Origin of the sequence: Pseudomonas sp. UMAB-40 (assembly GCF_900095275.1) — a bacterium.
Lineage (GTDB): Bacteria > Pseudomonadota > Gammaproteobacteria > Pseudomonadales > Pseudomonadaceae > Aquipseudomonas > Aquipseudomonas mandelii_B.
The window spans coordinates 284,281-299,633 of record NZ_LT607552.1; the positions used below are offsets into that span (position 1 = coordinate 284,281).

9 protein-coding genes and 1 pseudogene are annotated in these 15,353 nt (G+C 60.2%); all 10 read left to right on the forward strand.

Going from position 1 to position 15,353, the window contains the following annotated elements; all coding sequences use genetic code 11:
- Positions 1-5 precede the first annotated feature (5 nt).
- The 10 genes and pseudogenes from K0F88_RS03970 (at position 6) to K0F88_RS04015 (ending at position 15,343) form a co-directional block, all read left to right on the forward strand.
- Positions 6-347 (forward strand): cupin domain-containing protein, encoded by a 342-nt coding sequence (locus K0F88_RS03970; protein ID WP_219094114.1) that lies wholly within the window; start codon positions 6-8, stop codon positions 345-347.
- A 50-nt stretch (positions 348-397) separates the two neighbouring features.
- Entirely contained in the window at positions 398-1,483 is a 1,086-nt protein-coding gene (locus tag K0F88_RS03975) for a polyamine ABC transporter substrate-binding protein (RefSeq protein WP_219094116.1), read from the forward strand.
- 92 nt (positions 1,484-1,575) lie between these two features.
- A pseudogene (locus tag K0F88_RS03980) lies at positions 1,576-2,080 on the forward strand (transposase).
- A 338-nt stretch (positions 2,081-2,418) separates the two neighbouring features.
- Positions 2,419-3,876, forward strand: a complete 1,458-nt coding sequence (locus K0F88_RS03985; protein WP_219094118.1) for a serralysin family metalloprotease — start codon at positions 2,419-2,421, stop codon at positions 3,874-3,876.
- 74 nt (positions 3,877-3,950) lie between these two features.
- A complete protein-coding gene (locus K0F88_RS03990) occupies positions 3,951-4,379 on the forward strand; it encodes an AprI/Inh family metalloprotease inhibitor (RefSeq protein ID WP_094467432.1) in 429 nt (142 codons plus the stop codon).
- 171 nt (positions 4,380-4,550) lie between these two features.
- On the forward strand, positions 4,551-6,326 hold the full coding sequence (locus tag K0F88_RS03995; RefSeq protein ID WP_219094120.1) for a type I secretion system permease/ATPase: 1,776 nt from the start codon (positions 4,551-4,553) through the stop codon (positions 6,324-6,326).
- The gene (locus tag K0F88_RS04000; RefSeq protein WP_219094122.1) at positions 6,323-7,672 is read left to right on the forward strand and encodes an HlyD family type I secretion periplasmic adaptor subunit; all 1,350 of its coding nucleotides are present in this window, start codon (positions 6,323-6,325) and stop codon (positions 7,670-7,672) included. The genes K0F88_RS03995 and K0F88_RS04000 overlap by 4 nt, the downstream gene beginning before the upstream one ends.
- 2 nt (positions 7,673-7,674) lie before the next feature.
- Positions 7,675-9,042: a TolC family outer membrane protein gene (locus K0F88_RS04005; RefSeq protein ID WP_219094124.1), complete on the forward strand. Its 1,368-nt coding sequence runs from the start codon at positions 7,675-7,677 to the stop codon at positions 9,040-9,042.
- Positions 9,043-9,114: 72 nt separating this feature from the next.
- A complete protein-coding gene (locus K0F88_RS04010) occupies positions 9,115-12,072 on the forward strand; it encodes an autotransporter serine protease (protein WP_219094126.1) in 2,958 nt (985 codons plus the stop codon).
- 199 nt (positions 12,073-12,271) lie between these two features.
- The gene (locus K0F88_RS04015) at positions 12,272-15,343 is read left to right on the forward strand and encodes an autotransporter serine protease (protein ID WP_219094128.1); all 3,072 of its coding nucleotides are present in this window, start codon (positions 12,272-12,274) and stop codon (positions 15,341-15,343) included.
- Positions 15,344-15,353: the final 10 nt, after the last annotated feature.

Sequence of the window (15,353 nt, forward strand, 5' to 3'; positions counted from 1 at the left end):
CTCCCATGGGCATCACGCAATTCAAGAACACCGCAACATTGGAACTGGAAGCGTCGAACCCCGTCGCCGTGCCGTTGGGAGCGCCGGTGGCGGTGGCTTCGACCACCAGCGTCGAACGCGACGACGGCGTCGAAACCGGCGTCTGGGAATGCACGCCCGGCCGCTGGCGCCGGCAGATCGTTGCGCAGGAATTCTGTCACTTCATCCAGGGGCGCTGCACTTTTACCCCGGACGACGGTGAAACCCTCTACATCGAAGCCGGCGACGCACTGATGTTACCGGCCAACAGCCTCGGCATCTGGGATATCCAGGAAACCGTGCGCAAGACCTACGTTTTGATTTTTTGATTTTGACCTTTTGATTGCCTGCCAAAAACAACCCATACAGGAATCGACTCATGATCCGAAAGACACTGACCCTGGCACCCCTTGCGCTTGTCGCTTCCCTCAGCCACGCCGCCGAGACCGTCAAGATCTATAACTGGTCGGACTACATCGCGCCGGACACCACCAAAAACTTCCAGAAAGAAACCGGCATCGCCTTCAGCTACGACGTCTACGACAGCAACGAAACCCTTGATGGCAAGTTGATGACCGGCAAATCCGGGTACGACGTGGTATTCCCGTCCAACCACTTCATGGCACGGCAGATTCAGGGCGGGGCGCTGAAGAAGCTCGACAAGAGCCAGCTGCCGAACTGGAAGAACCTCAACCCGGTATTGCTCACGGCATTGCAGACCAACGACCCGGGCAACGAACACGGTTTCCCGTACCTGTGGGGCAGCACCGGCATCGGCTACAACATCGCCAAGGTCAAGGCCGTGCTGGGCGACAACGCGCCAGTGGATTCCTGGGACCTGATCTTCAAGCCCGAGAACATGGCCAAGCTGCAAAAGTGCGGCGTCGCCATCCTCGACAACGGCCCCGAACTGCTGCCAGCCGCGCTGAACTACCTGGGGTTGCCGCACCACAGCAAGAACCCGGACGACTACAAAAAGGCTGAAGCGCTGCTGATGAAAGTCCGGCCCTACGTCAGCTATTTCCACTCATCCAAATACACCAGCGACCTGGCCAACGGTGACATCTGTGTAGCCGTCGGCTTCTCCGGCGACATCCTGCAAGCCGAAAACCGTGCCAAAGAAGCCAAGAACGGCATCGACATCGGTTACGCCATTCCCAAGGAAGGCGCCGCCATCTGGTTCGACATGGTCGCCATGCCCGCTGATGCCCCGGACGACAAGGCCGGCTACGCGTTCATGAACTACCTGCTACGCCCGGACGTCATGGCCAGCATCAGCAACTACGTGCACTACGCCAATGGCAACCAACAGGCCGACAGCCTGATCGACCCGGCCATCAAGAACGACACCAAGGTTTATCCGAGCCCGGAAATGATGGGCAAGCTGTTCGCCCTGGAGGCGATGCCGCTGAACATCGACCGGATTCGGACGCGGGTGTGGAACAAGATTCGGACGGGGAGTTGAGGGTTCATATTTTGTAGTCATTGCGGCGGGTCTGGCTTGATGCCGACGCGGTAGATTCCGGGCTTCCTTTCAGTGGATCAGGAGGCAATGGAATGCCTGTTTGTTCAAAGGCGGGACTGCTACGCACCGGTCGTTTTTCTGAGTCAGGACGTATTTATCTGCTAACGGTTGTCGTTGACCAACGGCAGCCGTTTTTTGCGGATTGGCGGTTGGGTAGGTTGGTTGCCTTGCAATTGCGTGAGGCCCAAGGAGACGGCTGGGCCGATTTTTTAACCTGGGTTGTGATGCCGGATCATTTGCATTGCCTGGTGCAGTTGCACGACAAGACACTGGCGGAGCTGATGTGCCGAAAAAATCTCGGCGCAGTTTGGCTGTTAATCAAGCCTTGGGGCGCAGAGGGCGCCTGTGGCAGACGGGTTACCACGATCGAGCAGTTCGCAGGGAGGAGGATGTGAAAAATCTTGCTCGGTATGTCGTCGCCAATCCGATACGCGCGGGGCTAGTGACGCGGGTACATGATTATCCGCTGTGGATGCGTGTTGGTTATCAGTGCCTGACGACTGCGAAGCAGTCGCCAAAATGTCATATCCAATATAACTCCGTCTGATATCAATCCACTGGCACTCATATTGATAAGTCCGAAAAAGTGAGACGCCTTCGGCAAAAAACAACTTACCTATATTTAATATTTAAATACGCAATTGTCAGACAATTAGTCCGAAACCCTCAACTTCAAACTATATTTCGACAGCACAGGCATTGTTTCCGGGTACTTGCCGGGGCAGAACAATTTGACGTCAAAAAAAATGTAGACGTTTGATTTCGAATTGTGTCAGTTTTCTTTCGCCTTCATTGGGCGAGTGATAGGACGATCTCGCCAGAGATTGTCGCTATCTGACAAAAACTGTTCCATTGCTAAACAAGGAAGTGTGTTTATGTCGAAAGTTAAAAACAACGCTATTGATCTTGCCGAACAGGCCTTTTCGCCATTGCAAGCATTGGCTGCGCCCAGTTCCGCGTACAACCAGATCGACAGCTTCAGCCATCAGTATGACCGGGGTGGCAATCTCACGGTCAATGGCAAACCTTCCTACTCCGTCGACGAGGCAGCGACCCAATTGCTGCGCGATGGCGCTGCCTACCAGGACAAGGACGGCAGCGGAAAAATCGAACTGACCTACACGTTCCTGACCTCGGCGTCGTCGAGCACCATGAACAAGCACGGGATTACCGGCTTCAGTCAGTTCAGCGCTCAACAGAAAGCCCAGGCCGCGCTCGCCATGCAATCCTGGGCCGATGTGGCCAAAGTCACTTTTACCGAGAAGGCTACGGGCGGCGACGGTCACATGACCTTCGGCAACTACAGCGGCGGTCAGGACGGCGCAGCGGCATTCGCCTACCTGCCTGGCACCGGCGCGGGTTATGACGGTACTTCCTGGTACCTGACCAACAGCAGCTACACGCCCAACAAGACACCGGACCTGAACAACTACGGTCGTCAAACCCTGACCCACGAAATCGGTCACTCCCTGGGCCTGGCCCACCCCGGCGACTACAACGCCGGTGAAGGTGCGCCGACCTACAACGACGCGACCTATGCCGAAGACACCCGCGGTTACAGCCTCATGAGCTACTGGAGTGAAAGCAATACCGACCAGAACTTCAGCAAGGGCGGCGTCGAAGCCTATGCGTCCGGTCCGTTGCTGGACGATATTGCCGCCATCCAGAAGCTCTACGGTGCCAACACCACCACCCGCACCGGTGACACCACCTACGGTTTCAACTCCAATGCCGGTCGCGATTTCCTGAGCGCGTCTTCGTCGTCGGACAAGGTCGTGTTTTCGGTGTGGGATGCGGGCGGCAAAGACACGCTGGACTTCTCCGGTTTTACCCAGAACCAGAAAATCAACCTCAATGAGGCCTCGTTCTCCGACGTTGGCGGCATGGTTGGCAACGTTTCCATTGCCAAGGGTGCAACCATCGAGAACGCGATTGGCGGTTCGGGTAACGACCTGTTGATTGGTAATGGCGTGTCCAACGAGCTGAAGGGCGGTGCCGGCAACGACATCCTCTTCGGCGCGGGCGGTGCGGACAAGCTGTGGGGCGGTACCGGCTCGGACACTTTTGTGTTCGCAGCGAGCAGCGATTCCAAGCCGGGTGTAGCCGATCAGATCCTCGATTTTGTCAGCGGCCTGGACAAGATCGACCTGACCGCCATCACCAAAGGCGCGGGCCTGCACTTCGTGAATTCGTTCACCGGTGCGGCGGGCGATGCCGTGTTGACCTCTTCGGGCGGTAACAGCCAGTTGGCGGTGGACTTCTCCGGGCACGGCGTGGCTGATTTCCTGGTCAGCACCGTTGGCCAGGCGGCGTTCTCGGACATCGCCGCGTGATGTAACGCGATAAGGAGGGTGGCGCCGATGCGCCGCCCTCTGTGCCCAAGGCCGCAGCCGGAGTACAACAACCTATGGCTCATAAAGCCTTCACCCACCGAACAACCGCGTGGCTCTTGGCGACGTTGATGATTTTTTTTGGAGAGACAGCCATGTCGAGCAGCCTGAAATTAGCAGATCCCTCGGAACTGGCCGGTCAATGGCAGGCCACCCTGAATGCCAAAGATGACTCGCCCGAGACCCAGGCGTTGCAGGACAAACCGTCCAATGTCTGCGTCATCAATTTCCAAAAAAACCAAACACTGGGTGAGGGCGCCAGTTGCCTCAGCGCGTGGCTGGACGGCAAAACCGCTATCGGTTGGTTCCCTGAACCGGACGGTATTGCGATCACCGGCAACGAAGGTTCAAAGATTCTATTTCTCAGCCGTCAACGTGATGGCGCTTATAAAACCACATTGAGATCCGGGCTGGTCATAACACTTGTGCGTCAGGCGCAGCAATGAACAGGCTGCGGCGAAAAGAGTAGCGGTCATTATCGTTATAAGCACCAAACCAAATTAAAAATTGTTATTGGTTTGTAAGCGCTAGTGCGCCAAACCTATCTGCGCCTATTAGCGGACAGTTATTGGAAACTTCGTCAGGCATGACGAGGAATAACACCTCAGGAAGAACCCATGAAGATGGCAAAGAGCCCGGCCACCGCACCGTTATTCAAAGCACTGGGCGACTATAAAAGCATCCTGATCAGTGTCGGTTGTTTCACCGCGTTAATTAACGTGCTGATGCTGGTCCCGTCGATTTACATGCTCCAGGTCTATGACCGCGTGTTGTCTTCGCAAAACGAAACCACCCTGGCCATGTTGTCGCTGATGGTGGTCGGATTTTTCGCCTTCATCGGTTTGCTCGAGATCGTGCGCAGTTTCATCGTCATCCGCATCGGCAGCCAATTGGAACGCCGTTTCAACCTGCGGGTGTATCAGGCCGCGTTCGAGCGCAACCTGCTCAAGGGCGAGGGCAACGCCGGCCAATCCCTTGGCGATCTGACCCACATTCGCCAATTTGTCACCGGTCCTGCGTTGTTTGCCTTCTTCGACGCGCCGTGGTTTCCGGTCTACCTCTTCGTGATCTACCTGTTCAACGTATGGCTCGGTGTGTTCGCGACCGTGGGCGCGGTGGTGCTGATCGGCCTCGCTTGCCTGAACGAGGCAATGACCAAAAAGCCCTTGGGCGAAGCTGCCGGGTTTTCCCAGAAGTCCAGCCAACTGGCCACCAGCCACCTGCACAATGCCGAAACCATTCAGGCGATGGGCATGCTTGGCGTGTTGCGCAAGCGCTGGTTCCAGGTGCACTCGCGTTTCCTCGGCCTGCAGAATCAGGCCAGCGACACCGGCGCCATCATCAGCTCCCTGAGCAAAACCTTGCGGCTGTGCCTGCAATCCCTGGTCCTGGGCCTCGGCGCGTTACTGGTGATCAAGGGCGATATGACCGCCGGAATGATGATCGCCGGCTCCATTCTGATGGGCCGCGTCCTGAGCCCCATCGATCAACTGATCGCGGTGTGGAAACAGTGGAGCGGTGCCAAGCTCGCTTACCGTCGTCTTGATTCGCTGTTGCAAGCGTTTCCACCGAGTGACGAAGCCATGGCGCTGCCGGCGCCGAAGGGGCAGATCACCTTCGAACAAGTCAGCGCCGGTCCTCCAGGGCAACGTGCGGCGACCCTGCACATGGTCAATTTCAGCCTGGGTGCCGGCGAAGTGTTGGGCGTACTCGGCGCCTCCGGCTCCGGCAAGTCGACCCTGGCCCGGGTGCTGGTCGGCGTCTGGCCAACCCTCGGCGGCACCGTGCGGCTCGACGGCGCGGATATCCATCGCTGGAACCGCGATGAACTGGGTCCTTACATCGGCTACTTGCCCCAGGACATCGAATTGTTCAGCGGCAACATCGCGGAAAACATTGCCCGGTTTCGCGACGCCGATCCGCAAAAAGTCGTCGAAGCGGCGCAACAGGCGGGCGTCCATGAGCTGATCCTGCGCATGCCGCAAGGCTACGACACAGTGCTGGGAGAGGACGGCAGCGGCTTGTCTGGCGGCCAGAAGCAACGGGTGGCATTGGCCCGCGCGCTGTACGGCAAGCCAAGCCTGGTGGTGCTCGATGAACCCAATTCCAACCTCGACACCGTGGGCGAAGCGGCGCTGGCCGGCGCCATCGCGCAGATGAAGGCCCAGGGCACCAGCGTGATTCTGGTGACCCATCGCTCCTCGGCGCTGGCTCAGGCCGACAAATTGCTGGTGCTCAACGACGGTCGTTTGCAGGCCTTTGGCCCCAGCCAGGAAGTGCTCAAGGCACTCTCCGGTGCCCAGGAACAGCAACGTGAAAAACCGGCGCAAGCACCGGGCGGGCTCAGCATGAGTCGCCAGTATCAGCCTACGACAAGGAATTCGGGTGTATGACCAGCGCTCGCATGAACACTGAAAACGAAGCGACGATGGAACACGATTACATCGCCGAACGCCCTGAGCGTGACGCGCGTTTCTTCGCCCGCATGGGTTGGATTCTGGCGATCGTCGGCGCCGGCAGTTTCTTCACCTGGGCCAGCCTGGCGCCGCTCGACCAGGGCATCCCGGTACAAGGCACAGTCGTGGTCTCGGGCAAGCGTAAAGCCGTGCAGTCGATGAGCAATGGTGTGGTCAGCCGGATTCTGGTGCGCGAGGGCCAGGTGGTAAAGCAGGGCCAGCCGCTGTTCCAGCTCGACCAGACCCAGGTCGCGGCCGACGTGCAATCGCTGCAAGCGCAATACCGAATGGCCTGGGCCAGCCTGGCGCGTTGGCAGAGTGAGCGGGACAACCTCAAGCAAGTGAGTTTCCCCGCTGAACTGAGCAACGATCCCGACCCGCGCCTGGCCCTGGTCCTCGAAGGCCAGCGGCAATTGTTCAGCAGCCGCCGCGAAGCGTTTTCCCGTGAGCAGGCGGGTTTGCGCGCCAGCATTGAAGGTGCCAGCGCGCAATTGGCCGGCATGCGCCGCGCGCGCACGGACCTGATGGCTCAGGCCAATTCGTTGCAACAACAACTGAGTAATCTCCAGCCCCTGGCAGACAACGGCTACATCCCGCGCAACCGCTTGATGGAATTCCAGCGGCAGCTGTCGCAGGTGCAGCAGCAATTGGCGGAAAACAGCGGTGAAAGCGGCCGGGTCGAGCAGGGCATCCTCGAATCGCGCCTGAAGCTGCAACAGCACATCGAGGAATATCAGAAAGAAGTCCGCACGCAACTGGCCGACGCGCAACTCAAAAGCGTGACCCTGGAAGAGCAACTGACTTCCGCCGGGTTTGATCTGCAACACAGCGAGATCATCGCTACCGCCGACGGCATCGCGGTCAACCTTGGGGTTCACACCGAAGGTGCGGTGGTCCGCCAGGGCGAAACCTTGCTGGAGATCGTGCCGCAAGGCACCCGCCTGGAAGTGGAAGGGCACTTGCCGATCAACCTGATCGACAAGGTTGGCACCCACTTGCCGGTGGACATTCTGTTCACCGCGTTCAACCAGAGCCGAACGCCGCGCGTACCCGGCGAAGTCAGCCTGATTTCCGCCGACCAGATGGTCGACGAGAAAACCGGCGCGCCTTACTACGTGCTGCGCAGCAGCGTCAGCGATCAGGCCATGGAAAAACTCAACGGTCTGGTGATCAAGCCCGGCATGCCGGCGGAAATGTTCGTGCGTACCGGTGAACGTTCACTCCTCAACTATTTGTTCAAACCGCTGCTCGACCGGGCAGGCTCCGCGTTGACCGAGGAATAAGGATGTTCGGCTGTATGAATAAGCTTTCAATGCTGGCAGCCACCCTGGCGTTGCTGACGTGCAAAAGTGCGATGGCCGCCATGGGGCCGTTCGATATCTACGAACAAGCGTTGCGCAATGACCCGGTGTTCCTTGGCGCCATGAAGGAACGCGATGCAGGCCTTGAAAACCGCATTATCGGCCGTGCCGGGCTGTTGCCCAGGATCGGTTACACCTACAACAAGGGGCGCAACACCTCCAAGGTCACCCAAATCAATGAAGGTCGGCCGGACTTCACTGAGGACCGCAACTACAGCAGCTTCGGCTCGAACCTGACCCTGCAACAACCATTACTCGATTACGAAGCCTATGCGGCGTATCGAAAAGGCGTGGCGCAATCGCTGTTTGCCGACGAAGCCTTCCGCGGCAAGAGCCAGGAATTGCTGGTTCGTGTGCTGGAAAACTACACCCACGCGTTGTTCGCTCAGGATCAGATCGACATCGCGCTGGCGAAGAAGAAGGCCTTCGAGCAGCAGTTCCAGCAGAACGAGCAGATGTTCCGGCAAGGCGAGGGCACGCGCACCGATATTCTTGAGGCCGAGTCTCGTTACGAACTGGCGACCGCCGAGGAAATCGAGGCACGCAACGAGCAGGACGCGTCCTTGCGCGAACTGGGTGCGCTGATTGGCGTGCCGGCCGTCGACATCACGGACCTGGCGCCACTGGACCAGAACTTCCAGACCTTCAGCCTATTGCCCGCCAACTACGACACCTGGCACGAGATGGCCGTGGCCAACAACCCGAACCTGGCCTCCCAGCGTCAGGCGGTGGAAGTCGCGCGGTATGAAGTCGAACGCAACCGCGCCGGACACCTGCCGAAAGTCAGTGCCTACGCTTCGGTGCGCCAGAACGAATCGGAAAGCGGCAACACCTACAACCAGCGTTACGACACCAACACCATCGGCATTGAAGTCAGCGTGCCGTTGTACGCCGGCGGCGGGGTGTCGGCGTCGACCCGTCAGGCCAGCCGGACCATGGAACAGGCCGAGTACGAACTCGATGGCAAGACCCGGGAAACCCTGATCGAGCTGCGTCGGCAATTCAGTGCCTGCCTGTCGGGGGTGAACAAGTTGCGCGCTTATCAGAAAGCCCTGAAATCGGCGGAAGCGCTGGTGGTCTCGACCAAGCAAAGCATCCTGGGCGGTGAGCGGGTGAACCTGGATGCGTTGAATGCCGAGCAACAACTATTTACCACCCGCCGGGATTTGGCTCAGGCAAGGTACGACTACTTGATGGCCTGGACCAAGTTGCATTACTACGCCGGGACCTTGAATGAGCAGGATCTGGCCAAGGTGGACGAGGCATTCGGTCAAGGCCCGGGATCTCAATGATTTGACCTGTTGCGTTGCAGCCCCTAGTGGGCAACCAGAATTCTAAAAACGCCAAAAAAGCGAGAAGTTGACATGGACGTACAGAACAAGCCGATGTCGGTCGGCACGTTATTGCTCTGGATTTCAGTAGCGCCAGGCTCGGCCCAGGCGCTTTATCAGGAAAACGGCACCCTGGGCGATGCGGCCAGTTGGCGCTCGGTGGAATTTCAGCGTGACTGGGGACTGGCCCGCATGCAGGCCGACCAGGCCTACGCCGCCGGCATCACCGGCAAGGGTGTGAAAATCGGCGAGCTTGATTCAGGCTTCGATGCCGCTCATCCCGAATTCGCCACCGACCGCTACCACGCGGTGCTGGCCAGCGGCAGCTACGTCGACGGCTCACTGTTCAATGTCGACGGCACCCTTAACGCCAACAACGACTCCCACGGCACCCACGTCGCCGGCACCATTGGCGCCTCCCGCGATGGCACCGGCATGCACGGTGTGGCGTACAACGCGCAGGTCTACGTCGGCAATACCAACAAGAACGACAGTTTTCTGTTCGGCCCCAATCCTGATCCGCGCTACTTCAAAGCGGTCTATAACGCCTTGGCCGACGCCGGTGTGCGGGCGATCAATAACAGTTGGGGCAGCCAGCCACCGGACGTCAGCTATCGCACCCTCGAGGATTTGCACGCCGCCTACGCCCAGCACTGGAACAAAGGCACCTGGCTAGATGCGGCGGCTGATGTTTCCCGTCGCGGTGTGATCAACGTGTTCAGCGCTGGCAACAGTGGTTATCCCAATGCCAGCGTGCGTTCGGCCTTGCCGTATTTCCAGCCAGACCTTGAAGGCCACTGGCTGGCGGTGTCGGGGCTGGATCAAAGCAATCAGCAGAAGTACAACCAGTGCGGGATCGCCAAGTATTGGTGCATCACCACCCCCGGCGCGAAGATCGACAGCACCATCCCCGACGCCGGTTATGCGATTAAGTCCGGCACCTCCATGTCCGCACCGCATGCCACTGGCGCCCTGGCATTGGTGATGGAACGCTATCCGTACATGACCAACCAGCAGGCGCTGGAAACCCTGTTGACCACCGCCACCCAACTCGACGGTTCCGTCACCCAGGCGCCCAATACCCGCGTCGGTTGGGGCGTGGCCAACCTCGAACGGGCGATGCGCGGGCCGGGGCAATTGCTCGGGCGCTTCGACGCCAATCTGGGGGCAGGGCAGAGCGATGTCTGGAGCAACGACATCTCCGACAACGCGCTGATCCAGCGGCAGAGTGAGGACGCGGCCGAACGCAGTGCCTGGCAACAGACGTTGAAGACCAAGGGCTGGGAGAATGGCGTGCCGGCCGGTGCCAGCCAGCAGGACCAGACGGATTACGCCGTCGGCATGGCTCGCGATTCAGCCGCCGTCAACCGTGTGTACGAAGGCAGCCTGATCAAGTCAGGGGCCGGACGCTTGATGCTGATCGGTGACAACAGCTATCGCGGACCGACCATGGTCAACGGCGGCTTACTGTCGGTCAACGGTTCGCTGACTTCTGCCGTGACCGTCAATGACAGCGGCACCCTGGGCGGTTCAGGACGAGTCGGCGCACTGACGGCCAACCGCGGCGCTATCGTTGCGCCGGGCAATTCCATCGGCACCTTGCAGGTCGCCGGCGATGTCACGTTTGCGCCCGGCTCGACCTACGCGGTGGAGTTGTCGCCGACCGACAGCGACCGGATCGTCGCAGGCGGTACGGCCACGGTCAGCGGCGCGACAGTCAGCCTGTCATTGGAAAACAGCCCGACCTTGCTCAGCACTCAACAAGTGCAAAGCCTGCTCGGTCAGCAATACAACATTCTGCAGGCGGCCGGTGGTATCCAGGGGCAGTTCGGCGCGGTGTTGCCCAACTATCTGTTCATCGGCGGCAGTCTCGATTACGCCGCCACCGGTATTCAACTGAGTGTGGAGCGTAACGGCACGACGTTCGCCAGCGTCGGCCAGACGCCGAACCAACACGCCGTCGCCTCCGCCGTGGAAGGGCTTGGGGCGGGGAATGCGGTGTACGAAAGCCTGTTGCTGTCGCCCACCGCGACATCCGCACAGCAGGCGTTCCAGCAGTTGTCGGGGGAAATCTATCCGGCGTTGGGCTCGGTGCTGATCAATGACAGTCGTTACCTGCGCGATGCAATCGGTGAGCGACTGGTTGACGCCAAAGGCGCGCAAAGCAATGGCTGGATCAAGGCGCTCGGGGCCTGGGGCAAGACCGATGATCGCCATGACACCGCCGGTTACACCACCTCGATTGGCGGCTTGCTCGCCGGTGTCGATGGTGCGATCGACGAGCAAACCCGGATCGGTCTGGTCACGGGTTATAGCGATAGCTCGGTGAGCATGGGCTCGGGCACTCATTCATCGGCCAAGGTCGACAGCTATCACTTGGGCGCTTATGCCGGCCGCGAACTGGGTGCCTGGCGCCTGAGTGCCGGCGGTGCCTACAGCTGGCATCGCGCCGACGTCAAACGTGACCTGCAATACGGCGACGTCAGCGCCAGGCAGAAAGCCAAGGTCGATGCCGGCACCACTCAGGTGTTTGGCGAAGCGGCGTACCGACTGAACCTGCAACCGCTGGCGCTCGAACCTTTTGCCAATCTGGCCTACGTCCACCTCGACACCGAAGGTTTTACCGAGAAAGGTGATGGCGCTGCACTGAAAAGCCGTGGCGACACGCGTGAGGCGATGCTCAGCACGTTGGGCGTGCGCGCGTTGAAAACGGTGAACTTGTCCGGCCAGCAACAACTAGACCTGAGCGGCAGCCTCGGCTGGCAGCACAACCTGAGCAATACCGATGCTGAAGAACATCTGGCATTTGCCAGCGGCAGCACGGCGTTCTCGGTGGAAGGGTCGCCAATGGTGCGTGACGCGGCGCTGGTAGGCGCTCACGCCAGCCTGGCCCTGAGCCGGGACATTCGCGTGAACCTCGATTACACCGGCCAACTGGCCAGCCGCGAGAAGAGCCATGGTGTAGGGGTGAGCCTCAATTGGCAGTTCTGACGCTGTAAACAACAAATGCGGCAAACATTAAATGTGGCGAGGGAGCTTGCTCCCGCTGGGTGGCGAAGCCGCCCCAACACCAGCAACGGTGATTCTTCAAGGATAACGCACCAGCCGATTTGCGACTGCTGCGCAGCCGAGCGGGAGAAAGCTCCCTCGCCACAGGGATTTTGGCAAGACAACTAAGGATGGTCGCTGGATGAAAGTTAAGAACAACAACCTATTCGCCTTGAAAGCACTCAACCGAGCCCTGCTTTGTGCGCTGGCCTCGATAGGCACCGCGCAAGCCGCGCCCTACGTGGAAAACGGTCGTGCAGGCGATCCCAACAGCTGGCGCAGCGCTGAGTTCAACGCTGACTGGGGTCTGGGCGCCATCAATGCCCAGGAAGCCTACGCTGCCGGTTACAGCGGCAAAGGCGTGAAACTGGGGATCTTCGATCAGCCGGTTTACGCCCAGCATCCGGAGTTTTCCGGTGCCAACAAGGTCGTCACTCTGGTCACCAGCGGTATCCGCGAGTACACCGACCCGTACATCCCGGTCAAAGCCGGCGATGCGTTTCGGTATGACGGCTCGCCCACGGTTGGCTACGACGGCAAGCTCGGCTCCCACGGCACTCACGTCGGCGGGATCGCCGCGGGCAGCCGTGACGGCAACCCGATGCACGGCGTGGCGTACAACGCGCAAATCATCAGTGCCGACAACGGCGATCCGGGCCCTGAAGACGGCATCATCCTCGGCAACGACGGCGCGGTGTACAAGGCCGGTTGGGATGCGTTGATCGCCAGCGGCGCGCGGATCATCAACAACAGTTGGGGCATAGGCATCACTGATCGCTTCGACCTGGGTGGCCGCGACCCGGCGTATCCGCACTTCACCGTGCAGGACGCGCGACTGCAGTTCAATGAGATCCAGCCCATCCTCGGCACGCGCCAGGGCGGCGCTTATGACGGTGCGATCGCGGCTGCTCGCAGCGGCATCGTGACGATCTTCGCCGCCGGCAACGACTACAACCTCAATAACCCGGACGCCATTGCCGGCCTCGGTTATTTCGTCCCTGAAATCGCACCGAACTGGATGACCGTCGCGGCCTTGCAGAAGAACCCGGACCTCAACAGCCCGGACCTCTACAACATCAGCACCTTCTCGTCGCGCTGCGGCTACACCGCGAGTTTCTGCGTGTCGGCACCGGGCAGCAAAATCTTCAGCGCAGTCATCGGCGGCACCAATGCCGATAACCTGACCGTGGGCTACGCCAACAAAAACGGCACTTCCATGGCGGCGCCGCACGTCGCGGGCGCGGTGGCGGTGCTGATGGAGCGCTTCCCGTACATGACTGGCGCCCAGGTTGCCAGCGTGCTGCGCACCACCGCCACCGACATGGGCGCACCCGGTGTGGACGCGCTGTACGGCTGGGGCATGATCAACCTGCGCAAAGGCATCGATGGCCCGGCGATGTTGGTCACCGAGCAAGACATTCCCGAGGAGTTCCGCATCCAGGGCGCCTACGGCTCCAGCCAGTTTGTCGCGGACTTGCCGGGCATTGGCGCGATTATCGACGCGGGCAAACCGACCGAAAGGGTGTGCAACGACGTGCAGTGCGGGCGGGACGTCTGGCGTAACGACATTTCCGGCCACGGCGGCCTGACCAAGCAGGGCATCGGCACGCTGGTGCTGACCGGCGCCAACACCTACGCCGGCCCGACGCTGGTCAATCAGGGTCGGTTGGCGATCAACGGCTCGCTGCTCTCGGCGGTCACCGTCAACGACAGCGGGATCCTCGGCGGTAACGGCCGCATCGGCGCATTGACCGCGAAAAGCGGCGGCACCGTGGCCCCCGGCAATTCCATCGGCACTTTGCAGGTGGCGGGTGACGTAACCTTCGAGCCTGGCTCGACCTACGCCGTGGAATTGTCGTCCACCAGCAGCGACCAGATCATCGCGGGCGGTAAAGCCGTGATCGACGGCGCGACCGTCAGCCTGTCCCTGGAAAACAGCCCGACCTTGCTGACCACCAGCGAGGTGCAATCCCTTCTCGGCAATCAATACAACATCCTGCAAGCGGCCGGCGGGATCGAAGGGCGGTTTGGCGCAGTCTTGCCGAACTATCTGTTCATCGGCGGCGCACTCGACTATTCGGCCACTGGCATCCAGTTGGCGGTAGAGCGCAACGCAGCATCCTTCGCCAGCGTCGGCCAGACCCCGAACCAACGCGCCGTCGCTGCCGCTGCCGAGCAACTGGGCGCCGGCAATCCGCTCTATGAAACCCTGCTGCTGTCGCCGACGGCAGCGGTCGCGCAACAAGCCTTCCAGCAACTGTCTGGTGAGATTCATCCGGCGATCGGCACGTTGCTGATCAACGACAGCCGTTACCTGCGCGATGCCGTCGGCGAACGCCTGCGTGAGCGTGATCTGTTCGATGCTGCGGCACCGACCGATGACCGCAGCAACGCCTGGGTCAAAGTCCTCGGCGCCTGGGGCAAGAGCGACGGCGGGCATGACAACGCCAGTTCCACCAGCTCCATCGGTGGCTTGCTGGCCGGTGTCGACGGTCTGATCACTGAAGATACGCGGCTCGGTTTCGTCACAGGTTATAGCGACAGCTCGTTGAGCATGGGCGATGGCACGCATTCATCAGCCTCGGTCGACAGCTACCACTTGGGCGCCTACCTGGGCCATGAAATCGATGCACTGCGCTTGAGCGTCGGCGGCGCTTACAGCTGGCATCGCATCGATGTGAAACGCGACCTGCAATTCGGCGACGTCAGCGGCAAACAGAAATCCAAGCGCGATGCGACCACCGCCCAACTGTTTACCGAAGTGGCGTATCGCCTGGACCTGCAACCGCTGGCTCTGGAGCCGTTCGCCAACCTGGCTTACGTGCACCTCAACAGCGACAGCTTCACCGAGAAAGGTGATGCCGCAGCCCTCAAGGGTGGCGAAGACAACCGCGACGCCGTGCTGTCGACCCTCGGTGTACGGGCGAGCAAAGCCATTGCACTGTCGGACAAACAGCAGCTGGAACTGTCCGGCACCCTGGGTTGGCAGCACAACCTGAGCAACACCCGTTCCGAAGACCACCTGGCTTTCGCCAACGGCAACACAGGGTTCAGCGTGCAGAGCGTGTCACTGGATCGTAACGCCGCCGTCATTGGTGCGCGTGCCGGTCTGGTGGTGGCTAAGGATGTGCGTGTGAGCCTGGATTACAACGGACTGCTGGGCTCCAACGAGAAAGACCACGGTGTAGGTCTGACACTCGACTGGCAGTTCTGAGTTCACGCAA